The following is a 20190-nucleotide window of genomic DNA, read 5'->3' as shown; positions in this document are numbered from 1 at the left end:
GGCATGGCCATGGACAGCGACGAGAGCGTGCTGGGCGGTACCGAGCGGGAGGTACGACAGGAACTGACGGTGAGCCTGGTGCTCGGGCCGGAGCGGAACGTGCCGGTACCGGCCCTGCTGATCTACCGGGCGGAGGATCCCTACGCGGTGCACATCACCTTTCACCTGGGCCAGGACACCCCGGTGACCTGGGTGTTCGCCCGCGATCTGCTGATCGAGGGGGTGTTCCGGGCCTGCGGGCACGGTGACGTGCGGGTCTGGCCGACCCGGATGGAGGGGCGCAGCGTGATGTGCCTGGCGCTCAGCTCCCCGGCCGGGGACGCCCTGATCGAGGCTCCGACCGGGGTGTTCGCGGCCTGGCTGGAGCGTTGCCTACGGCTGGTCCCGGCCGGCCGGGAGGAGGATGCCCTCGACCTGGACGGGACGCTGGCCGCCCTCCTGGCCGGGCACTGAGGGGCGGTGCGCGGTCGCGCTCCGCCTTCGGCGCCTGCGCCGGTGCCGGCGCAGGCGCTCCCCGGCGAGCAGCAGGAAGGCGAGGCCGAGCAGCGGGTAGATCGCGGCGACCGGTTGCAGCGGGTACGGGATCCGCAGGTTGCTGAGCCCCTTGTGCGGGACCATCCACATGGCGAAGGAGCAGAAGCCGAGGGCGGTGGCGACGGCGGTGGCCCGCCATCGGCCGCGCAGCAGCGCGCCCCCGGCCGGGCGGGCCCGCTCGTGCGCGGCCTCGGCGGCCAGCAGCACGATCAGCGGGACGCACCAGACCCAGTGGTGGGTCCAGCTGATCGGGGAGATCAGCAGTGCGGTGACCGCGCAGCAGAGCACCGACCAGGCGCGGCCGCGCGGGAGGCTCCCGGCGGCGCGGTGCAGGCCGACGGAGACGGTCAGCCCGAAGACCGCCACCGCCGCGCTGAGCAGCAGCGTGCTGGTGCCGCTGTGGGTGGTGTGCAGCAGTCGGTCCAGGACGCCCCGCAGCGACTGGTTGTCGACGATGTACTCCTTGCCGACCCGGCTGGTGTCGTAGAGGTCGCCGGTCCAGAACTCGACCGAGGCGTGCGGCAGGACCAGTAGCCCGACCAGTATCGTCGCCAGGCAGCTGAGCCCGGCCGTGACGGCGGCCCGGATCCGGCCGCTGAGCAGCAGGTAGACGGCGAACAGGCCGGGGGTGATCTTGATGGCGGCGGCCAGGCCGAGGGCGGCGCCCTTGCTGCGGCGGCTGTCCGGGCGGGTCAGGTCGTAGAGCACCAGCACGCCGATGAGCAGGTTGATCTGCCCGTAGCGCAGCGTGGTGAACACCGGCTCCAGCCACACCCCGAGGCCCACCACCAGGAACACCAGGGCCGGTCGCATGGTGCGTTTGGGCCAGCCCACGAGCACCGCGGACAGGTAGCCGAAGCCGCCGAGCAGCACCAGGTTCACACCGGTGACCAGGATCCGCAGCAGCGGCACGGGCACCCAGGCGGTCGGGGTGAACAGCATCGCGGCGAACGGCGGGTAGGTCGCGGGCAGCAGGTACCTGGTGACCCGGAGGTCGTAGAGGTCGTGTCCGTGGGCGACGGCGCCGCCCTCGGCCCGGTAGACCACCATGTCGATCATGGACACTCGGGCCAGGTGCCGGACCACCGCGTACAGCAGGAGGGAGGCCACGCCGATCCAGAACGCGGCCAGTGTCCGCCGCCGGGGGGCGTCGCGCAGGGCGAGCACCGGCGCCCGGAGGAACGCGGGCAGGCGGGACCAGGGCGCGGCCGGAGCCGCGCCGTCCTTCGCGTCCAGACCGAGGCTCGTCACACAACCCTCCCTAAGTGCGTACCGTGGGTGACCCTAGCGGATGGCGGTGCTCCGCCGGTCGGTGGCCACAGCCAATCACGCGCCACTGACAGACCGGCAGCGGGCCCTCCGATCTCCTGGGATCGAAGGGCCCGCGGTCAGTGGAGTCCGGCCGGTCGGCCGGTCGGCCGTGCCGGTGTGCCGGGTCAGCCGGTGTAGGCGCCGAGGGCCTTGGCGAAGTCGTACGGGGACTGGACGATGCTGCTGCAACTCGGCGACGCGTAGCTCTGCGCCCCGCCGGAGCACTCCTGGTCCCGGGCCGCCGACCACATCGACAGCCAGGCGAGGTGCTTGGTGGCGGCGAACTGGGCGAGCTGGGTGGCGTCGGCGACGGTGAAGACCTCGTCACTGGTGTCGTTCACGCCGATCATGGGGGTGACCGCGACGTGCGCCCAGGCCTGCGCGTCGGTGTAGCCGAAGATGCTCTTGACCTGGGCCTCGGTGGCGGTGGCGGCGTCGATGGCGTAGGTGCCCATCTGGCCGCTGGGGCTGGGGGCGGCGGAGTCGCCGTAGTCCATCGCCATGATGTTGACGGCGGAGATGTCGACCCCGTTGGTCTTGGCGTCCTGGAGCAGGTCGGTGCCGGACTGGACCAGGCCGGAGGGCAGCACCGGGAGGGTGAAGGAGACCTGCAGGGTCCTGCCCGCGGCCTTGGCGGTGGCCTGGAGCTGGGCGATGGCCTGGTCCCGGCGGGTGATCCCGGCGGTGTCGTCGGCGGCCGCGCCCTCGACGTCGAAGTCGATCTTCGTCAGCCCGTAGGCGGAGATGACCTGCTGGTAGGCCGCCGCGAGCGAGCTGACGCTGGTGCAGGACTCGGCCAGTTCGGTGCCGCTGGCGCCGCCGAAGGACACCCGGACGTCGCCGCCCGCCGCCCGCAGCTCGGTGATCCCGCCGGGGTCGGGGGTGGCGGCCAGGGTGCTGACGCCGCCCCACTCCGGGGTGCAGCCGCTGCCCGCGGTGATGAAGGCCAGGTTGTCGTTCTTGGCGCCGCCCGCCTTGGACGCGGCGACGGTGTCGTAGCTGGGCCAGAGCGAGGTGTCGACGTACGGGGAGAAGGCCGCGTCGGCCGTACTGCCGCCGCTGCCACTGCCGCTGCCACTGGTCGAACCGGCGCTCGGGCCGGCCGAGGCGGTGGCGCTCGCCGGAGCCGAGGCGGGCGCGGAGGCGGGGGCCGAGGCGGGGGCCGAGCTGGTGGCCGGGGCGCCGGCCGACGGACTGGCCGGGGCGGTGGTCGAGCCGCCGCCGCTCGCGGACGGGCTGGGACCGGCCGGGGCGGCGGAGGAGGGCTGGCCGCTGGTGGTCGGGGCCACCCCGGTCGAGCAGTCCGCGCCGTTGATGGTGCAGCTGGTCGGCGCGCCGGAGCCGCTGACCACGAAGCCGATGACCGCGCTCTGGTTGCTGGCCAGCGAGGCGTCCCAGCTGTCCGGGGTGACCGTGATCTGCTGGCCGTCGGCCTTGTAGGTGGCGTTCCAGAGCGAGGTGATGGTCGCCTTGGCGGGCAGGTCGAAGACCAGCGACCAGGTGCTGATGGTGGAGCTGCCGCCGTTGGTCACGTCGTACTGCCCGCTGTAGCCGCTGCCCCAGTCGCTGGTGCTGGAGTAGACCGCGCCGACGGTCGCCGCGTTCGCGCTGGCCGCGAGGGCGACCAGGCTGCCGCCGACGACGACGGCCGCCACGGCCGAGGCCCCGACGACGGTGCCCCGGCGGGAGCGTCGGCGCCTGCCTGCGGCGTTGCGGCTGTGCTTGGACGACGTCATACGGGTACCTCCATGGAACAGCGGTGCGGGAAGAGCGGGACCAGGCGACGCGGGCGGGCAACGGAGTACGCCCTGCGCCCGAGGGCCGGACCGCAGGCGCAGCCCCAGGACAGGGAGGCGTCCACCCGCTGGGTTGGGGCCCGGTCGGGGCATCCGCGGGACTGGCTCGGTCCGGCCGCCGCCGACGCTACCGGCCGGGCGCGCCCGGAAATCCGGCCACAGGCGGTGGTGTGGCTCCCTTAGGGCTGGCTTAAGGAACCTGGATCAACCGGCTCCGGACCCGCACCGGACGGTTCAGCGCACCAGCCGGACCCGGGTCGGGGTCCGCCGTCGGCCGCGGTTGCGGGCCGGGTCGGGCTGCGGCGCCGCGCCGGTGCACAGCCGCAGCTGGATCTCGGTGCCGCCGAACGCGGAGCGGCCGACCAGTACCCCGCCGCCGGTGGACTCGGCGACCCGGCGCACGATGTCCAGTCCCAGTCCGGTGGAGCCCTCGCCGCCGTGGCCGTGGCCCCGGCGCAGCGCCTCGTCCGGGTCGCTGATGCCCGGACCGGCGTCGGCGACCAGCACGGTCACCGCGTCCTGGTCGGCGCGGACGTCGACCAGGAATCCGGCACCCTCCGGGGTGTGCCGGAAGACGTTGCCGAGCAGGGCGTCCAGGGCCGCGCCCAGGTCGGCGGCGCCGACCGGCACCGGCGCCGGGTCGGTCGCTCCGGCGAGCCGCCACTGCCTGCCCTCGTCCTCGGCCAGGGCCGACCAGAAGGCCACCCGGTCCCGGATCACCTCGGCCGCGTCGCAGGTCAGCGGCTCCGGCGCGGTGGCGAACCGGTCGCCGCGGCCACGGGCGGTGCGGATGATCTGGTCGACCTCGCGTTCCAGCTGGGCCACCGCCTCCCGGGTCTGCTCGGCGGCGTCGCCGTCGCCGAGCGAGGCGGCGTTGAGCCGCAGCGCGGTCAGCGGGGTGCGCAGCCGGTGCGACAGGTCGGCGGCCAGTTCGCGTTCGGCGGCGACCAGCTGGATCACCCGGTCGGCCATGGCGTTGAAGGCGGCGGCGGCCTCGCGCAGCTCCGGCGGCGAGTCGTCGGCCTGCGGGACGCGCACGGCGAGGTCGCCCGCGCCGAGCGCGCGCGCCGCGCCCGCGAGCCGTCGGGCGGAGCCGACGATCCGGGTGCCGAGGCGGTCGGCGACCAGGATCGAGATCAGCACCAGGGTCACCGCCACCCCGCTGAGCACCAGCCAGGCGACGGCCACGCCCTGGTCGAGCTGGGAGTCCGGGATGAACACCTCCACCACCGCGATTCCGCCGCTGGCCACGGCGACCGGTTGCAGGTAGGCGTACCCGCCGGGGACGGCGACGGTGCCGCTGCGGCCCTCGTCGGCGGCGCTGCGGACCTCCGCCGGGGTGCTCCGGGTCCGGCCGATGGTGACCATGCCGTGGGCGGTGGGGACGTGGACCGCGCTGTCGGTGACGGAGCCGGTATCGGTGCTGCTGACGGCGCGCTGCAGGGCGTTCACGTCAGTGGTGATCGCCAGCGCCGGGCCGAGCGCGGCGGCCCGCGCCTCCGCGCCGCTGAAGGCCCGGTCCCGGGCGCTCTCCCGGACCAGCAGGCCCAACGGGATCAGGAAGGCCAGCGCGATCATCGTGGTGACCGCGATGCAGACCTTGACCAGGGCCCATCTCACGGCGCCGGCCGCCCGGGCGCCGGGAACCCGGCCGGGACGTCGAGCCGTACCCCGACGCCGCGCACGGTGTGCAGGTAGCGCGGCTGGGAGGCCGTCTCGCCGAGCTTGCGGCGCAGCCAGGACAGGTGCACGTCGATGGTCTGGTCGGTGCCGTAGGGCTGCCGCCACACCTCGGCCAGCAGTTCCCGGCGGGCGACGACCACGCCGGGCCGGGCGGCGAGGAAGGCCAGCAGGTCGAACTCGCGGCGGGTGAGGTCGAGGTCGACGCCGTCCAGGGAGACCTCGCGGCGTTGCAGGTCGATGTGCAGCCCGCCGACCTGGAGCAGCTGCCCGCTGCCCGGGGTGGTCCCGGTCCGGCGCAGCACCGCCGCCATCCGGGCGCTGAGGTGGTCCCCGGAGAACGGCTTGACCAGGTAGTCGTCGGCGCCCGCGTTGAGCAGCCGGACGATCTCGGCCTCGTCGTCGCGGGCGGTGGAGATGATCACCGGGACGTCGGTGAGGCCGCGGATCATCTTCAGCGCCTCGCTGCCGTCCAGGTCGGGCAGCCCGAGGTCGAGGATGACCACGTCGCAGCCGACCTGGGCGACCTCGCGCAGCGCTTCGAGCGCGGTGCCGACGCTGCGCACCGCGTGTCCAGCTCCTGAAAGATGTCTTATCAGGGCAGATCGCACAAAGGGGTCGTCCTCGACCACCAGGACCGTTGCCATGAGGTGTGACGGTACGCCATCGGAGTACCGGGCGGACACCCGTCACAGGCCATACTGGGGCCCGTGCGGATGGGACTGGTGCGGGCGGGAGCATGGGCGGCGGCCACGGCGGCGGCCGTGTCGGTGTCCTGGCTCGGCGTGCACCGGGTCCTCGGCGACACCTCGTACGACCCGCCCCGGATGCTGGCCGCCGCGCCGGTGTCGAGCGCCTCCTCGGAGCCGCCGCTGCCGACCGCGATGGCCTCGCCGACGCAGCGGCCGACGCCGCCCGCGAGCGTGACCCCGAAGCCGAGCACCGCACCGGACCACCCGGCCGCGCCGTCCACCCGCGGCGCCGCCACGACGGCCGCCGCGTCCGGCCAGATCCAGGGCTACAACCGGCCCGGCGGGCGGATCGTGGTGGACATGGGCGCGTCGTCGGCGAGCGTGGTCACGGCGGTGGCCGAGCCGGGCTGGTCGGTGCACCAGTGGACCGGCGACGACTGGCTGCGGGTGGACTTCGAGCAGGGCACGCTGGACTCGATCTTCTACGTGACCTGGAACGGCCACGCCCCGTTCGTGCAGACCTGGGGCCCTTGACGCTTCGTCAGCACATCACCGACGAAGCGTCAGCAGCCTTGATCAGAACACCTTCCCCGGGTTGAGCAGCCCCAACGGGTCGAACGCGGCCTTCACCCGCTGCTGCAACTCCAGCCCCAGCGGACCGAGTTCGCGGGCCAGCCAGTCCCGCTTGAGCAGCCCGACGCCGTGCTCGCCGGTGATCGTCCCGCCGAGTTCCAGGCCCAGGGCCATGATCGCGTCGAAGGAGGCCCGGGCGCGCTCGGTCTGCTCCGGGTCGTCGGCGTCGAAGACCACCACCGGGTGGGTGTTGCCGTCGCCCGCGTGGCAGCAGGTGCCGATGACCAGGCCGAAGCGTTCGCCGATCTCGGCCACGCCGCGCAGCATCGGCGCCAGCGCGGTCCGCGGTACCGCGACGTCGTCGACCATGGTGGTGCCCAGCCGGTCCATCGCGGTCAGCACCAGCCGCCGCGCCTGTAGCAGCAGGTCGGACTCGGCACTGTCGGCGGCCGGGACCACCTCGGTGGCCCCGGCGGCCAGGCACAGCTCACCGGCGGCGGCGAGGTCGACGGCCGGGTCCAGGGTGTCGAAGGCGACCAGCAGCAGCGCCGCCGTGGAGTCCGGAAGTCCCATGTTGGCCATGGAGTTGATGGCGCGTACGGTCACCGTGTCCATCAGCTCCATGAGCGAGGGGACGTGCCCGGCCTCCATGATCGCGCAGACCGCGGCACAGGCGGCGTCGGTGCTCGGGAACTCCGCGGCCAGCGCCAACTGCGGTGGCGGGGTGGGCTTCAGCGCCAGCACCGCGCCGACCACCACGCCGAGGCTGCCCTCGGAGCCGACCAGCAGCCGGGTCAGGTCGTACCCGGCCACGCCCTTGGCGGTGCGCCGTCCGGTGCGCAGCAGTTGGCCGTCGGCGAGCACCACGTCGAGGCCGAGCACGTACTCGGCGGTCACCCCGTACTTGACGCAGCAGAGCCCGCCGGAGCCGGTGCCGATGTTGCCGCCGATGGTGCAGGACTCCCAACTCGACGGGTCCGGAAGGTAGCTGAGCCGGTACTTGGCCGCGGCCCGGGACAACTCGGCGTTCACCACGCCGGGTTCGACCACCGCGATCCGGTTCACCGGGTCGATCTCCAGGATCCGGTTCATCCGCGTCAGTGACAGCAGGATGCAGCCGTCGACCGCGTTGGCCGCGCCGGACAGGCCGGTCCGCGCGCCCTGCGGGACCACCGGCACCCGCAGCGCGGTCGCGGTCCGCAGCACGTGCCGCACCTGCTCGACGGTGTCCGGGAACACCAGCACGGCCGGGATCCCGGCATCGCAGAACCCGGCCATGTCGTGCCGGTAGGCGGCGGTGACGTCCGGGTCCACGATGACGGCGTCGGCCGGCAACCCGTCCCGGAGGCGGTCCGTCAGCTCGCTGTGGTCGCTCATCGCTGCGCTCCTCGGCTCCTCAGATGTACGGCTCTATGGAGCCATGGAGCCACGCCGCGAATCCCGGCGTCCAGGGATTCGCGGCGAATGGCTGAGCGATTGCCGGGTCACAGGTTGCCGCGCAGCTCCTGCTCCCGCTCGATCGCCTCGAACAGCGCCTTGAAGTTGCCCTTGCCGAAGCCCATCGAGCCGTGCCGCTCGATCAGCTCGAAGAACACCGTCGGCCGGTCCTGGACCGGCTTGGTGAAGATCTGCAGCAGGTAGCCGTCCTCGTCGCGGTCGGCCAGGATCTTCAGCTCGCGCAGCTCGTCCAGCGGCACCCGGGTCTCGCCGACCCACTCCCCCAGGGTGTCGTAGTAGCTGTCCGGGGTGTCCAGGAACTCGACCCCGGCGGCCCTCATCGCCCGGACCGTGGCCACGATGTCGTTGGTCGCCAGCGCCAGGTGCTGCACCCCGGGGCCGCCGTAGAACTCCAGGTACTCGTCGATCTGCGACTTCCTCTTGGCCACGGCCGGCTCGTTCAGCGGGAACTTCACCTTGCGGGTGCCGTCCGCGACCACCTTGGACATCAGCGCCGAGTACTCGGTGGCGATGTCGTCGCCGACGAACTCCTTCATGTTGGTGAAGCCCATGACCCGGTTGTAGAACTCCACCCACTCGTTCATCCGGCCGAGCTCGACGTTGCCGACGCAGTGGTCGACGGCCTGGAAGAAGCGCCGCGCCGGGGGCTCCACGACCGGTCCGCGCGCGGCGTAGCCGGGCAGGTACGGGCCGTCGTAGCCGCTGCGATCCACCAGCGTGTGCCGGGTCTCGCCGTAGGTGGCGATGGCGGCGAGCACCACCGTGCCGTGCTCGTCCTTGAGTTCGTAGGGCTCGGCCAGCGAGACCGCGCCGTGGGCGACCGCGTAGGCGTGCGCCGCGGGCACGTCGGGGACCTCGATGGCGAGGTCGATCACGCCGTCGCCGTGCGCGGCGACGTGCCGCGCCAGGAAGGCCCCGTGCTCGCCCGCGGGCTTGACCACCGAGGTCAGCACGAAGCGGGCGCTGCCGGACTCCAGCACATAGGACGCCGTCTCCCGCTCGCCGGTCTCCGGACCGGCATAGGCCACCAGCCGCATGCCGAACGCGGTCGAGTAGTAGTGCGCGGCCTGCTTGGCGTTGCCGACGGCGAAGACGATGGCATCCATTCCCTTGACGGGAAATTCATCGGTCATGGCGTCCTCCGGGTGGATGAGCGGTGGATACGAGGCGGATGCGGGTACCGTCGCGCTGATCGCGGCAGTGCGCAACTGTCCCTCGAATTGCTGCACACGCTGTACGGAAAGACCAGCGATCCGGGAGAATCACTGGACAGACTGCCCAGATGGGAGGCCCGATGTCCGGAATCGACACACTCGACGCCGCGCTCCTTTCCATGCTCGCCGAAGAACCCCGGCCCGGCGTGCTGGAGTGCTCCCGACGGCTCGGGGTGGCCCGCGGGACGGTCCAGGCGCGGCTCGACCGGCTGCGCGGCCGGGGGGTGATCCTCGGCTTCGCGCCGCAGCTGGACCCGGGCGCGCTCGGCTACCCGGTGACCGCCTTCGCGACCCTGGAGATCTCCCAGGGCCAGGGCGCGGACGTGCGGGCACACCTGGCGTCCGTACCCGAGGTGCTGGAGCTGCACACCATCACCGGGCAGGGGGACATGCTCTGCCGGATCGTCGCCCGCTCCAACGCCGACCTGCAGCGGGTGATCGACCTGGTGGTGGGGTTCGACGGGATCGTCCGCGCGTCCACCGCGATCGCGCTGGAGAACCCGGTGCCGTACCGGGTGCTGCCGCTGGTCGGGGAGGCCGCCGCGACCGGCCGGGACTAGCGGCTCGGTCGGCGGCGGCTCGGTCGCGGGCGGCTCGGTCGGCGGCGGCTCGGTCGCGGGCGGCTCGGTCGGCGGCGGCTCGGTCGCGGGCGGCTCGGTCGCGGGCGGCTAGGAGCAGGCCGGGACCGCGCCGACGCCGGTCTGCAGCGCGGTGAGCGCGCTCAGCGCGTCGTCCAGCGAGGTCACCGGGACCAGCCGGAGCCCCTTCGGCAGGCCCGCCTCGGCGTCCGCGCACTCGGCCTGCGGGACCAGGAACACCGTCGCGCCGTCCCGTGCCGCCGCCTTGGTCTTCAGCGCCACCCCGCCGACCTGCGAGACCTGGCCGCTGTCGTCGATCTCACCGGTCCCGGCGACGACCGCGCCGTTGGTCAGGTCCCCGGCCGCGCCGGGCTTGCCGGTGCCGTTGCCGTCCAGCTCGTCGATGATCCCCAGGGTGAACAGCAGCCCGGCGCTGGGGCCGCCGACGTCGGCCAGGCTGAGGCCGACCTTGACCTTGTCCGGCGACAGCTTGAGGTGGTTCAGCGCGGCCGTGGTGGCCGCCTGCTGCGACTGGTTCATCTCCTGCTGGTCCTGCGCGTTCACCTGCGCCACCGACTGCCCGGCCGGGTAGACCGCGGCCCGGGGCACCACCGCCTCGCTGGGGTTCGGCCAGGCCCGCAGCGCGGCGCCGATCGAGATCGAGTCCTGCGGCGGGGTGGCCGCGATGGTCACCATCCGCAGCTCCCCGCTGGTCTGCCGGAGCGGGTGCCCGGTGATCGTGATCACCCGCTGGCCGTCGTAGACGCCGAGGGTGTTCACGGTGATCCCGGGGTACATGATCGTGAACGGCAGCCGCACGAAGGCGGCCACCGCGAGCAGCGCCAGGACCACCACCGCGCACAGGCCGAGCACCAGCGGACGGCGGGGAAGCGAAGACAGAGAGAACGACACACCGGGAATCCAAACACACCGGCGCCCGGGCCTTCTCCTCGGCTCGCGGAATCCACCCCCCGCCGGGCCCCGCCGGGGGCGTCAGCGCAGGGTCTCGGCGACCTCCAGGGCCGCCTCCACCACCCGCGGGCCGACCCGCTCCGGGACCATCCCGCCCAGCATCACCACGCCCACGCTGCCCTCGATCCCGGTCAGCCCCAGCAGCGGGGCCGCCGCGCCGCAGGCGCCGGAGCGCTCGTCCGGGGTGCTGACCACGAAGGTCGGCTCGGAGCGGACGCCGGGGCGCTGGGCGCGGGCGGCGAGGATCGCCCGACCGGCCGCGTTCTCGTCCAGCTGGTGCCGCAGGCCGGTGCGGTAGGCGACGTGGAAGTCGGTCCAGCTCGGCTCGACCACGGCCACCACCAGCGCGTCACTGCCGTCGACCAGGGTCAGGTGGGCGGTCGCGCCCAGCTCCTCGGCCAGGTCGCGGAGCGCGGGCAGCGCCGCCTCCCGCAGCAGCGGGTGCACCCGGTGCGCGAGCCGCAGCACGCCGAGGCCCACCCGGACCCGCCCGCCGAGGTCGCGGCGGACCAGCCCGTGCTGCTCCAGCGTGGCCAGCAGCCGGTAGACCACCGTGCGGTTCACCGCGAGCTTGGTTGCCAACTCGGTGACGGTCAGCCCGCGCTCGGTGTCGGCCAGCAGTTTCAGGACCTTCACGCCCCGGTCCAGAGTCTGCGAGGTCTCGGCGGTCACAGTGCGTTCCCTTCCGCCGGAATAGGTCCTTCGGATCGGACCGTGGCGGGTGACGCTAGTGATGATGCACCGCTCTGCGGAAGGGCTTGTCCAGAATTCGGGCAGGATTGTTGCCTGCGGCCCGGGCAAGGCGGAAGAAGCGGACAAAGTGTCCGGGTCGGCCGTTGCCGTTCCGACACCGGACACCCAGCTCGCTCACAGCGGACGGCGGGGCACCGGACTCCCGGAACCGGGGCCGACCACTCCCCGCTACCTCCGGTCACGGGCACCCGGCCGGTCAGCTGACCCGGGTGGCCCACTCCTGGATCTTCTTGATCCGCGCCTGCAACTGCCCGGCGGTGGCCTGCGCGGTCAGCGGGCCGCCGCAGACCCGGCGGAGCTCGTTGTGGATGGTGCCGTGCGGCTGGTTGGTGCGGTGGTGCCAGGCGCCGACCAGTCCGTTCAGCTCCTTCCTGAGCTCCTGGAGCTGCTTGTGGGTGACCACCGGGCGCTGCTCGGCCGGGAGCTCCAGCAGGTCCGCCTCCTCGGCGGGCTTGGCCTTGCTGCGCTGGATCTGCCGGGTCTGCCGCCGCTGGAGCAGCATCTGCACCTGGTCCGGCTCCAGCAGGCCGGGGATGCCGAGGTACTCCTCCTCCTCCTCGGAGCCCGCGTGCGCCTGCATGCCGAACTCGTTGCCGTCGTACAGCACCCGGTCGAAGACCGCGTCCGACTCCAGCGCCTCCCAGGGGAGTTCGTCCATGCCGCCGTCGGCCTCGTCCTTGGTCTTCTCGGCCTCGGCCAGCAGCGCGTCCTCCTGGTCGAACAGGCCCTCCTCGCCGCGCTTCTTCTTGTCCAGCACGTGGTCGCGCTGGAGCTCCATCTCGTTGGCGAAGGTCAGCAGCGTCGGCACGGAGGGCAGGAACACCGAGGCCGTCTCGCCGCGCTTGCGGGCCCGGACGAAGCGGCCGACCGCCTGGGCGAAGAACAGCGGGGTGGAGATCGAGGTCGCGTAGACGCCGACGGCCAGCCGCGGCACGTCCACGCCCTCGGAGACCATCCGGACGGCCACCATCCAGCGCTGGGTGCCCTCGGAGAAGTCGGAGATCCGCTGGGAGGCCTCGGCCTCGTCGGAGAGCACCACGGTCGCCCCCTCGCCGGTGATCTCCCGGATCATCTTGGCGTAGGCGCGGGCCACGTTCTGGTCGGTCGCGATGACCAGCCCGCCCGCGTCCGGGATGCCCTTGCGGACCTCGGTCAGCCGCTTGTCGGCGGCGCGCAGCACGTTCGGCATCCACTCGCCCTGCGGGGCCAGCGCGGTGCGCCAGGCCTGGGCGACGGCGTCCTTGGTCATCGGCTCGCCGAGCCGGGCGGCGACCTCGTCCCCGGCCTTGGTGCGCCAGCGCATGTTGCCGCTGTACGACAGGAATATCACCGGCCGGACCACGTGGTCGGCGAGCGCGTTGCCGTAGCCGTAGGTGTAGTCGGCGACGCTCTTGCGGATGCCGTCGTTCCCGGCCTCGTAGCTGACGAAGGGGATCGGGTTGGTGTCCGATCGGAACGGGGTGCCGGTGAGCGCGAGCCGCCGGGTGGCCGGCTCGAAGGCCTCGGCGCAGGCCTCGCCCCAGGACTTGGAGTCCCCGGCGTGGTGGATCTCGTCCAGGACCACCAGCGTCTTCCGCTGTTCGACCCGGTTCCGGTGCAGCATCGGGTTGACCCCGACACCGGCGTAGGTGATCACGACGCCCTGGTAGTCGCGCGACAGCGGACCGCTGCTGTACCCCGGGTCCAGCCTGATCCCTATCCGCGCGGCGGCCTCGGCCCACTGCTTCTTCAGGTGCTCGGTCGGCGCGACCACGGTGATCTGCTGCACGGTGTGGCTGTGCAGCAGGTACGACGCGAGCGTCAGCGCGAACGTGGTCTTCCCGGCGCCGGGGGTGGCCACCGCGAGGAAGTCGCGCGGCTCCTGCTCGACGTAGCGCTCCATCGCGGCCTGCTGCCAGGCCCGGAGCTTCCCGGCGGTACCCCAGGGGGCCCGGCCGGGGTAGGCAGGGGACAGGTGGTGGGAGGCGGCTGCGGTACTCACGGTCTCCGGGGTGGGTCGGTGATAGGGACAGGGCAGTCGGACGAGCGCACTCGCCCCAGGGGCCCGGGCAACCCGCCCAGACTACCGGCGGCGCCCCCGCTCCCCGGGCACTCCGCTCAACCGAACCCGCGCCACGGTCGGCGGGACCGGCCCGGACCGGCTCAGCCGGGGACGCTGCGGGCCCGGGAGCAGAGCAGGGCGCCGAGCAGGGCCACCCCGGCCATGGTGAGGAAGATGGAGGCGAAGGCTCCGGCGCTGTCGGTGCCCAGCGAGGTGAACAGGACCCCGGCCGCGGCGGTCAGCAGCACGTTCCCGAGGGCGTCGCTGACCTGGAGCGAGGCCGAGTTCTCGCCGGTGTCCTCGGGGGCCGAGAGGCCCAGCATGAGCACCCCGACCGAGGAGATGGCCAGCCCCATCCCGGCGCCGCCGACCGTCCAGGCGCAGGCGACCACGTACGGCGGGACGCCGTGCACCAGGGCCAGGGTGGCGGCGCCGATGGCGGAGGCGGACATCAGGAAGCCGAGCCGGATCAGCGCCACCCGGTGCCGGTCCGCCCACGGACGCCCCTGCAGCCAGGAGCCGAGCGCCCAGCTCAGGCCGCCGCTGGTGAGCGACAGCCCGGCCAGCGTCGGCGACAGGCCGCGCTGGGTGACCAGCATCAGCGGGATGAAGGACTCGGCGGCGAAGAAGGTCCCGGCGGCCAGGCCGCGCAGCAGGATCACCGTCGGCAGCCCGCGCGCCGCCCGGAGCGTGCCGCGCGGCAGCAGCCGCAGCACCGCCGGTACCAGCAGTGCCAGCCCGGCGGCGGCCGGGAGCAGCGCCAGCGGGTCCAGCAGCTGCCCGGCGTACTCCAGCAGTCCGGCACCGGCGGCCAGGGCGACCGCGAGCAGGATCCGGCGGCGGTCCAGCGCCCAGCCGCGCTCGGTGGTGTCCGCCGCCTGGAGCCGCCGCAGCTGCGGCAGCATCAGCAGCACCGGGAGCAGCACCAGCGCCGGGATCGACAGGAACACCCAGCGCCAGCCCAGGTGCTGGGTGACGCTGCCGGAGATCACCGGGCCGACGATCGACGGCAGCACCCAGGCGGCGGAGAAGGCCGCGAAGACCGAGGCCCGCAGCCGTTCCGGGTAGGCCCGGCCGACCACCACGTACAGCGCCACGATCAGCAGGCCGCCGCCGAGGCCCTGCACCGCGCGTCCGGCCACGAAGACCCACATGTCCTGGGCGGTGCCCGCGATCACCAGGCCCACCCCGAAGGTGCCTATGCCGGCCGCCAGCGGCCCCAGCGGTCCGCGCTTGTCGCTCCACTCGCCGGAGACCACCATCGCCAGCAGGCTCGCGGTGAAGTAGCCGGAGAAGGCGAAGGCGTACAGGCCGAGGCCGTGCAGGGCGCGGGCGGCGACCGGCATCGCGGTGTTCACGGCGGTGGCCTCGAAGGCGACCAGCAGGACGCAGGAGACGATGCCGATGGTCAGCGCCCGGTAGCGCCCGCTGAGCACCCCGCCCTCGGTGGGGGCGAGGTCGGCGGGCGCGGTCTCGTCGGACGGCTTCGTCGAGCCGGGGGCTGTGGTCACCAGAGCAATGGTAAGGCCCATTGACCAGGATCACCCCTGTCCGAAGGCCGGTCCGCACCGGGTCCGCGGACCTAGGCCGCAGGGCGGTCAGGGGTCGGGCCCCGGGACTCGTTCCGATCGGAATTTCCGACCGGTGTTGACGAATAGGGGGTGCATTCCCGTAGAGTGAATTCACCGGGCCGGCAGGGCCCGGACAGGTTCTCGATGACAGGGGTGTTCTGATGGACAGGAAGGCCGTGCGCACCGCGCAGTCCGCCGCCTGCCCCAGCACCTGTATGACCGCGGCGTGTCGCTGTTCCGCCGCCTCCTGTCGGACCCGCTGAGGGTCTACCCAAGCCCGACCGACCCGTCAGGGTCGTCGCCCGGCCGTGTGCCCGAGTGGTTTAGGGAACCGCCTGCAAAGCGGTTTACACCGGTTCGAATCCGGTCATGGCCTCCGCAAGGAATTCACGCACGATTCGTGGATCCCTTTTTCCGCATGCTTTCCCGTGGAATTCGGGGGGTAATTCCAGGGGAATGGGAACGGCCCGGTCGCCACAGGCGGCCGGGCCGTTCCCCTTGCCGTGGGGCCGCCGTGCGCGGCGGATGGGGCGCCGGTGCGGCGCCCCATCGGCTATCCGGCGATGTCCTCGGGCGGGATCGGCAGCCGGTTCACCGGGCGGCCGGTGGCCGCCCGCACCGCTGCCGCGACCGCGGCCGGGGCGACCGTCGCCGGGGCCGCGCCGACGGCCTTCGCGCCGAAGGGCGCGACCACGTCCCGCTCCTCCAGCAGCGCGGCGATCCGGATGTCCGGGACGTCCAGCGCGGTCGGCAGCCGGTACCGGGTGAAGGACGGGTTGGCGATCCGGCCGCCCTCGCTGACCAGTTCCTCCATCAGCGCCAGGCCCAGGCCCTGGGTCGCCCCGGCCTCGATCCGGGCGATGATCTGCTCCGGGTTCAGCGCCCGGCCGACGTCCTGGGCCACCGCCAGCTCCACCACCCGGACGGTGCCGAGTTCCACGTCCACGTCCACCACCGCGCGCATCGCGCAGAAGGCCAGGCCGACGAAGGCGTCCCCCTGGCCGGTCTCCGGGTTCAGCGGCTCGGTGGGGTGCGGGCGGCACTGCGCGGTCGCCCAGAGGTCCTTGTCCTCCAGTGCCTGGAGCACCGGCATGCCGAGCACCCCGTCATAGGAGGTGATCTTGCCGTCGCTGATCGTCAGCAGCTCCGGCGACATGCCGAACTGCACCGCCAGCGGTTGCAGCAGCTGGTGCCGGACCATCAGCGCGGCCCGCTCGACCGCGCCGCCGGACACCCAGGTCTGCCGCCCGCGCGCGGAGGGACCGGCGGACGGCTGGTCGGTGTCGACCGGCGCGATGTAGACATCGGTGACCCCGAGCACGTCCTGCACGATCTGGCGGGCCAGCGTGGAGAAGCCGGTGCCGGTGTCCACGGCGGTGCACATCACCGACGCCTGCGAGCCGGTGACCCGGACCGAGGCGGTGGAGACCTCGTCCGCGCCCTCCGCGCCCAGCATGTGCACCATGCCCACGGCGTAGCCGATGCCGCGCCGCACCGCCGCCGGGTCGCCCGCGCCGCCGGGGCCGCCGGGCAGCAGCCACTCGGCGTCCGGCTGGTCCACCGGCAGCGGCGGCAGCGGTTCGGCGGCCACCGCGTCCAGCAGCTCGCGGACCGGCGCCGGGCAGGTCACCGCCTGGCCGGTGGGCAGCAGGTCGCCGGTGGACATGGCGTTGCGGCGGCGGATCTCCAGCGGATCCAGGTCCAGCGCCGTCGCCAGCTGGTCCAGCTGCGACTCGTAGGCGAAGCAGGTCTGCAGCGCGCCCTCGCCGCGCATCCGCCCGGCCGGGGGGTTGTTGGTGCGCACCGCCCAGGAGTCCACGAAGACGTTGGGCACCACGTAGGGACCGGCCGCCATCGCCGCCGCCGCCGCCAGCGCCTCGCTGGACACCTCGGCGTACGCGCCGCCGTCCAGCAGCAGCTGCGCCTCGACCTTCACCAGTCGGCCCTCGATGTCGGCGTGGTGCCGGTAGCGCAGCAGCGCGGGGTGCCGGTGGGCGTGGGTGAGGAAGGACTCCTCCCGGGTCAGCGCCATCTTCACCGGATGCCCGGTGCGGATCGCCAGCAGGCCCAGCGCCACCTGGAAGCCCACGTCCTCGCGGTCGGCGGTGGCCCCGGGGACGCCGCTGACCACCAGCCGGACCCGGTCCGGCTCCAGGCCCAGGCAGTAGGCGGCCCGGTCCCGGTCGCCGTGCGGGTCGGTGCTGGCGACGTGCAGTTCGACGCCGCCGTCCGGGCGCGGCACGGCCAGGCCGGCCTCGGCGCCGATCGGCGCCGGGTCCTGGCGGCCGACCCGGTACAGTCCCTCGACCACCACCGCGCCGATCGCCTCCGGGTCGCCGAAGCGCACCGGCAGGTGCCGGAACAGGTTGCCGTCGGGGTGGATCGGCGGGGCGGCGAAGGCCTGCTCCGGATCGGTCAGCGGCTCCAGCGGCTCGTAGCCGACGACGATGGCCGCCGCCGCCAGCCGGGCGGTGTCCGGGTGGTCGGCGGCCACGGCGGCCACCGGCTCGCCGTGGTGCCGGACGATGTCGGTGGCGAAGACCGGGCGGTCCTGCGCGATCGGCCCACTGGGGGCGCCGTCCGGCACCCCGGCCGGGCCGGGCCGCAGGTCGGCGGCGGTGACCACGGCGTGCACCCCGGGGATGGCCAGCGCCGGGCCGATGTCCACCGAGACGATCCGGGCGTACGGGTACGGGGAGCGGGTGACCGCGCCCCAGAGCAGCCCCTCGGCCCAGAGGTCGGCCGCGTAGGGGTAGATGCCCATGGACTTGGCCAGCGCGTCGGCGCGCATCGGCGAGGAGCCGAGCCCGTTGGTCGCGGGCTGCTGCTCCGGCAGCCGGGGCCGCGCGGGCGAGACCACCGGCGGCGCGCCCAGGGCGGTACCGGTGGCGCTGCCCGGAGCGCCCTGGGGGACGCCGGGCAGGGGGCCGAGCAGCTCGCCGTCGCCGTCGGGGGTGGTCATGCTCCGGCCTCCGGGGCAGCGGTGGTCTGCTGGTGCGGCAGCTGGTGGTAGCCGCTGGTCTCCGGGTTGTAGCCGCCGCCGTCAGGGTCCGGGTACAGGCCGGTGGTCGGCTGGTACTCGTACTGCGGCTGGTGCTGCGGCTGCTGGTCCGGCGGTCCCGACTGCTGCGGCAGGCCGACGTACTGCGGCTGCGGGACCGGCGGCTCGGCGTACGGCTGCTCGGCCGGGTACGGCTGCCCGGCGTAGGGCTGCTCGGCGGGGTAGGGCTGGTCCGGGTACGTCTGCTCCGCGTAGGGCTGCTCGGCGTACGGCTGCTCGGCGTAGCCGGGCTGCGGGTACGCCGACGGCTGCTGCGCGGGCCCGGACTGTGCGAGCGCGGGCTGCGGGACCTGCTGCGGAGTCGCCTGCTGCGGGACGGACTGCTGCGGAGCCGCCTGCTGCGGTACCGACTGCTGCTGGACCGACTGCGGTGGTACCGGCTGCGGCTGGGCCACGGCCTGCGGCGGGGTCTGCGTCTGCTGCTCCGGGATGAGAGCGCTGCTCTCGCCCGCCTCGGCGTCGGCCTCCGCCTGCTCCGCCCGGGACTGCGCCACCGCCCGCACCGCCGCCAGCGCGCCCCGGTAGCCGGTGCACCGGCACAGGTTCCCGCACAGCGCCTCGCGGGTCTCCAGCTCGGCCGGATCGTGGTTGCGCTCCAGCAGGTCGTGCACCGCCATGGCCAGGCCCGGCACGCAGTAGCCGCACTGCACCGCGCCGCTCTCGGCCAGCGCCCGCTGCACGTCCGAGGCCGTGCCGTCGTCGGCCAGCCCCTCGACGGTGCGGATCTCGCTGTCCGCCGCCAGCGCGGCGGGCACCAGGCAGGCAGCCGTCAGCTGGCCGTCCAGCTGCACCGAGCAGGCCCCGCACTCGCCCTGGTCGCAGCCGCCCTTGGCCCCGGCCAGTCCCAGCCGCTCGCGCAGCACGTAGAGCAGGCTCTCGCCGATCCAGGCGTCGGCCACCGGCCGGTCCACCCCGTTGACCCGCAGCGTGTACGAGGCCCGCGGCGGGTCGTCGGTGCCGAAACCGCCACCTGCGGGAACGGCGCCGGTCATCGTCGGGGTTGCCAGAAAGTCAGTCACGCGAGCGCCCTCCCGAGTGCGCGGCGGGCCAGTACAGCCACGGTACGGCGGATGCGGGTGACCATCACGCCGGCCGCCCCGTCGGCGCCGCCCGCCGGCGGCTCGGGGACGCAGGCGGAGGCGACGTACTCGCCGAAGGCGGCGGCGGCGGCCGGGTCTATGGCCCGGTCACCGTCCCAGTCGATGCAGCCGGACACCCACTGCTCGGCCTCCAGCGGGCGCAGCGGCACCGGGGCGACCGCGCCGACCGCGCAGCGCACCGCGCGCCGCGCCGGGTCCAGCACCAGTGCCACCGACGCCCCGGCCCGTGCCGGTCCGGTCCGGTTGGTGGCCTTGAGGAACACCTGCGGGGCGTGCAGCAGCGGAATCCGCACGTAGCCGAGGAGTTCCCCGCCGCGCAGCGGGTCCAGGCCGGTGAGCAGATGGCTCACCGGGACCTCGCGCGAGCCCTCGGGGCCGACCAGGGTGACCGTGGCCTCCAGCGCGGCGAGCACCGGCAGGGTGTCCCCGGCCGGGTCGGCGGTGACGATGTTGCCGCCCAGCGTCCCGGCGTTGCGGACCTGCGGCGGTCCGGCGGTGCGGGCGGCGGCGGCGAGCGCGGGCATCAGCGCGGCGAAGTCGGGGCGGCCCATCCTGGCGTGGGTCAGCCCGGCGCCGAGCTGCGCCGAGCCGTCCTGGTACTGCCAGCCGCGCAGCTCGTTGATCCGTCCCAGGCCGATCAGCGCCATCGGGCGCAGCAGACCGGCGTTGACCGCACCCATGAGGTCGGTCCCGCCCGCCACCGGCACGGCGGCCGGCGAGGCCGCCAGTGCCGCGACGGCCTCGTCCAGCGAGGACGGGAGCATGATCGTTTGGTTCACCTGTGTCCCACCGAGCTCGGATTGCACACATCGCTGCCGCTTCTCGCCCGTACGGTACGTGGAAACGCGTCGCACGC

16 protein-coding genes and 1 tRNA gene are annotated in these 20190 nt (G+C 73.7%); 4 read left to right on the top strand and 13 right to left on the bottom strand.

Features of this window, described 5'->3' with window-relative positions; all coding sequences use genetic code 11:
- Positions 1 to 3: 3 nt before the first annotated feature.
- A complete protein-coding gene (locus tag GXP74_RS06400) occupies positions 4 to 453 on the top strand; it encodes an SsgA family sporulation/cell division regulator (protein ID WP_225447750.1) in 450 nt (149 codons plus the stop codon).
- On the opposite strand, the gene GXP74_RS06395 is transcribed toward GXP74_RS06400, so the two are convergent.
- The 4 genes from GXP74_RS06395 to GXP74_RS06380 all read right to left on the bottom strand — a co-directional run bounded on the left by GXP74_RS06395 (position 373) and on the right by GXP74_RS06380 (position 5968).
- Positions 373 to 1785, bottom strand: coding sequence for a glycosyltransferase 87 family protein (locus GXP74_RS06395; protein ID WP_225447749.1), 1413 nt, complete (start codon positions 1783 to 1785; stop codon positions 373 to 375). The two genes, GXP74_RS06400 and GXP74_RS06395, sit on opposite strands and share 81 nt — an antisense overlap.
- 185 nt (positions 1786 to 1970) lie before the next feature.
- Positions 1971 to 3581, bottom strand: a complete 1611-nt coding sequence (locus GXP74_RS06390) for a cellulose binding domain-containing protein (RefSeq protein WP_182450429.1) — start codon at positions 3579 to 3581, stop codon at positions 1971 to 1973.
- A 294-nt stretch (positions 3582 to 3875) separates the two neighbouring features.
- Complete coding sequence (locus GXP74_RS06385) at positions 3876 to 5261, bottom strand: HAMP domain-containing sensor histidine kinase (protein ID WP_182450428.1); 1386 nt, start codon at positions 5259 to 5261, stop codon at positions 3876 to 3878.
- The gene (locus tag GXP74_RS06380) at positions 5258 to 5968 is read right to left on the bottom strand and encodes a response regulator transcription factor (RefSeq protein WP_182450427.1); all 711 of its coding nucleotides are present in this window, start codon (positions 5966 to 5968) and stop codon (positions 5258 to 5260) included. Before GXP74_RS06380 ends, GXP74_RS06385 begins: the two co-directional genes overlap by 4 nt.
- Before the next feature lie 69 nt (positions 5969 to 6037).
- Here GXP74_RS06380 and GXP74_RS06375 point away from each other — a divergent pair, with 69 nt between their 5' ends.
- On the top strand, positions 6038 to 6547 hold the full coding sequence (locus GXP74_RS06375) for a hypothetical protein (RefSeq protein WP_370468538.1): 510 nt from the start codon (positions 6038 to 6040) through the stop codon (positions 6545 to 6547).
- Positions 6548 to 6589: 42 nt separating this feature from the next.
- Here the strand turns inward: GXP74_RS06375 and GXP74_RS06370 are convergent, their stop codons facing one another.
- Both GXP74_RS06370 and hppD read right to left on the bottom strand, forming a co-directional pair.
- Entirely contained in the window at positions 6590 to 7963 is a 1374-nt protein-coding gene (locus tag GXP74_RS06370; protein ID WP_182450425.1) for an FAD-binding oxidoreductase, read from the bottom strand.
- A gap of 107 nt (positions 7964 to 8070) precedes the next feature.
- Positions 8071 to 9177: a 4-hydroxyphenylpyruvate dioxygenase gene (gene hppD, locus GXP74_RS06365; protein ID WP_182450424.1), complete on the bottom strand. Its 1107-nt coding sequence runs from the start codon at positions 9175 to 9177 to the stop codon at positions 8071 to 8073.
- A gap of 161 nt (positions 9178 to 9338) precedes the next feature.
- Here hppD and GXP74_RS06360 point away from each other — a divergent pair, with 161 nt between their 5' ends.
- Entirely contained in the window at positions 9339 to 9818 is a 480-nt protein-coding gene (locus tag GXP74_RS06360) for an Lrp/AsnC family transcriptional regulator (RefSeq protein WP_182450423.1), read from the top strand.
- Between the two features lie 108 nt (positions 9819 to 9926).
- Here the strand turns inward: GXP74_RS06360 and GXP74_RS06355 are convergent, their stop codons facing one another.
- The 4 genes from GXP74_RS06355 to GXP74_RS06340 form a co-directional block, all read right to left on the bottom strand.
- On the bottom strand, positions 9927 to 10736 hold the full coding sequence (locus tag GXP74_RS06355; protein ID WP_370468537.1) for a S16 family serine protease: 810 nt from the start codon (positions 10734 to 10736) through the stop codon (positions 9927 to 9929).
- Positions 10737 to 10829: 93 nt separating this feature from the next.
- Complete coding sequence (locus GXP74_RS06350) at positions 10830 to 11480, bottom strand: IclR family transcriptional regulator (protein WP_182450422.1); 651 nt, start codon at positions 11478 to 11480, stop codon at positions 10830 to 10832.
- 277 nt (positions 11481 to 11757) lie between these two features.
- Complete coding sequence (locus GXP74_RS06345) at positions 11758 to 13542, bottom strand: DEAD/DEAH box helicase (RefSeq protein ID WP_182450421.1); 1785 nt, start codon at positions 13540 to 13542, stop codon at positions 11758 to 11760.
- Positions 13543 to 13703: 161 nt separating this feature from the next.
- Positions 13704 to 15134 carry an MFS transporter gene (locus GXP74_RS06340; RefSeq protein WP_182450420.1) on the bottom strand — a complete coding sequence of 477 codons (1431 nt, stop codon included), beginning with the start codon at positions 15132 to 15134 and terminating at the stop codon, positions 13704 to 13706.
- A 343-nt stretch (positions 15135 to 15477) separates the two neighbouring features.
- Here GXP74_RS06340 and GXP74_RS06335 point away from each other — a divergent pair.
- Positions 15478 to 15549 (top strand) — tRNA-Cys (locus GXP74_RS06335).
- A 177-nt stretch (positions 15550 to 15726) separates the two neighbouring features.
- Here GXP74_RS06335 and GXP74_RS06330 read toward each other — a convergent pair.
- Genes GXP74_RS06330 through GXP74_RS06320 form a run of 3 tightly spaced genes read right to left on the bottom strand, consistent with a single transcriptional unit; the run spans position 15727 to position 20098 of the window.
- On the bottom strand, positions 15727 to 18135 hold the full coding sequence (locus tag GXP74_RS06330) for a xanthine dehydrogenase family protein molybdopterin-binding subunit (RefSeq protein ID WP_182450419.1): 2409 nt from the start codon (positions 18133 to 18135) through the stop codon (positions 15727 to 15729).
- Entirely contained in the window at positions 18132 to 19253 is a 1122-nt protein-coding gene (locus GXP74_RS42025) for a 2Fe-2S iron-sulfur cluster-binding protein (protein WP_370468380.1), read from the bottom strand. Before GXP74_RS42025 ends, GXP74_RS06330 begins: the two co-directional genes overlap by 4 nt.
- Positions 19250 to 20098 (bottom strand): xanthine dehydrogenase family protein subunit M, encoded by an 849-nt coding sequence (locus tag GXP74_RS06320; RefSeq protein ID WP_182456193.1) that lies wholly within the window; start codon positions 20096 to 20098, stop codon positions 19250 to 19252. Before GXP74_RS06320 ends, GXP74_RS42025 begins: the two co-directional genes overlap by 4 nt.
- Positions 20099 to 20190: the final 92 nt, after the last annotated feature.

Origin of the sequence: Streptacidiphilus sp. P02-A3a (assembly GCF_014084105.1) — a bacterium.
GTDB lineage: Bacteria > Actinomycetota > Actinomycetes > Streptomycetales > Streptomycetaceae > Streptacidiphilus.
This window is presented reverse-complemented; position numbering and strand designations above follow the sequence as displayed.

Excerpts from the sequence above, each read along its gene's own strand:
- GXP74_RS06400 (WP_225447750.1), top strand. The coding sequence starts at position 4 with ATGGCCATGGACAGCGACGAGAGCGTGCTGGGCGGTACCGAGCGGGAG.
- GXP74_RS06390 (WP_182450429.1), bottom strand. The coding sequence starts at position 3,581 with ATGACGTCGTCCAAGCACAGCCGCAACGCCGCAGGCAGGCGCCGACGC.
- GXP74_RS06380 (WP_182450427.1), bottom strand. The coding sequence starts at position 5,968 with ATGGCAACGGTCCTGGTGGTCGAGGACGACCCCTTTGTGCGATCTGCC.
- GXP74_RS06375 (WP_370468538.1), top strand. The coding sequence starts at position 6,038 with ATGGGACTGGTGCGGGCGGGAGCATGGGCGGCGGCCACGGCGGCGGCC.
- GXP74_RS06370 (WP_182450425.1), bottom strand. The coding sequence starts at position 7,963 with ATGAGCGACCACAGCGAGCTGACGGACCGCCTCCGGGACGGGTTGCCG.
- hppD (WP_182450424.1), bottom strand. The coding sequence starts at position 9,177 with ATGACCGATGAATTTCCCGTCAAGGGAATGGATGCCATCGTCTTCGCC.
- GXP74_RS06360 (WP_182450423.1), top strand. The coding sequence starts at position 9,339 with ATGTCCGGAATCGACACACTCGACGCCGCGCTCCTTTCCATGCTCGCC.
- GXP74_RS06340 (WP_182450420.1), bottom strand. The coding sequence starts at position 15,134 with ATGGGCCTTACCATTGCTCTGGTGACCACAGCCCCCGGCTCGACGAAG.
- GXP74_RS06330 (WP_182450419.1), bottom strand. The coding sequence starts at position 18,135 with ATGACCACCCCCGACGGCGACGGCGAGCTGCTCGGCCCCCTGCCCGGC.
- GXP74_RS06320 (WP_182456193.1), bottom strand. The coding sequence starts at position 20,098 with ATGCTCCCGTCCTCGCTGGACGAGGCCGTCGCGGCACTGGCGGCCTCG.